Source organism: Psychrobacter immobilis (assembly GCF_904846225.1).
GTDB lineage: Bacteria > Pseudomonadota > Gammaproteobacteria > Pseudomonadales > Moraxellaceae > Psychrobacter > Psychrobacter immobilis_F.
In genome coordinates, this window is sequence record NZ_CAJGZJ010000050.1 from 1 (window position 1) to 1,313 (window position 1,313).

A 1,313-nucleotide genomic window follows, 5' to 3' on the forward strand; every position below is an offset into this window, starting at 1 on the left:
CTCAGGGGTGTAGGTTTGTCTTTTCATTGTCGTATTCTCTCAGAATTTTAGGTCTCCGACAATCCCGGGGCGGTTCAGTATCGTCGATTTTATGATTCATGACCAGTCTACCGATTCGATTACTGGCTTCTTGATTATCTTGGTCGGCCGCTTTTTTGTACCATTCAAAAGCTTTGTTATCATCTTGCGGCACACCGTAACCATTCTCGTAGAGACCACCAATATTAAGCTGTGCCACATCTAACCCTTGATCAGCAGCTTTGATATACCACTCTAAGGCTTTAGCGTAGTTTTGTGGGACACTATAACCGTTCTCGTAGAAACCGCCAATGTTAAACTGTGCTATACCTACATCTTTGTCAGCCGCTTCTTTATACCACTTAAAAGCTTTATCATAGTTTTGAGTCACGCCTCTACCAAAATAATAGAGTGAGCCAATATTATTTTGAGCTTCAAAATCTCCATTATCAGCTGCTGATAAATACGACTGCATTGCTTTTTTGTAGTCTCGATTAACACCTATTCCATTTTCGTACATCACACCGAGATTGAATTGAGCTTCAACGTACTCTCGATCAGCAGATTTTTTGAATAAGCTAAAGGCTTTTTCATAATCCTGAGGGACTGAGTTACCCTCGTAGTAGGCTAGTCCAAGTTCGTATATTTCAGTAGGGGTGCTTTGATTAGATAATATAGGTGTGTTTGATGACTCCGCTGAACAAGCAGAAACGATTAATACATTTGATAATAGAGTAGCTAATAGTAAAGATTGGGTTAGGACATGCGTTCTTTTTAAATACATCAAATTCTCAGTAGGAAACTTTATTGAATGGGCTGATTCGGGCTATATCTTGTTCGTAAGTCGTGGCATTTGAAAAAGAAATATAATCTACTCTTCATCTGCTAGTGAGGACTTGTGATAATACATAGGATTAATACATCCCCATTTCCGAGTCGGTGTCACAGTAGTCTTACTATTAGGGTATACCTCTATTTGAAAGCTGCAGTAAGCTGATTGTCTTGAGTATTGAGGTTCACTAGAAAAAGTCGTACCTTTTAGACTGTAATACTTATCTTCTTCAGGATCTGCAAGTTTATAAAAAAATCAATACTTATATATAAGCTTTTATTTAGTAGGTTGTTCCTGTGAACTTTAAGAACTCTAGATTGGTTGTTTTCCACAGTATATCTATACGTATAACTTTCCATTTCCGGGATAGTAGGCTCAGTATCTAATGAGCTATGCTGAAGAAACCGTAGAGATAAACTTGGTAAACTAAGCATATTCACAGGAGTTTACCATGACCAAGAAA

General features: G+C 37.9%; 1 protein-coding gene. It reads right to left on the bottom strand.

Annotated features, from left to right (window positions below; translation table 11 throughout):
- Position 1: 1 nt before the first annotated feature.
- Positions 2-802, bottom strand: coding sequence for a tetratricopeptide repeat protein (locus JMX48_RS13950; protein ID WP_201538770.1), 801 nt, complete (start codon positions 800-802; stop codon positions 2-4).
- Between the last annotated feature and the right edge of the window lie 511 nt (positions 803-1,313).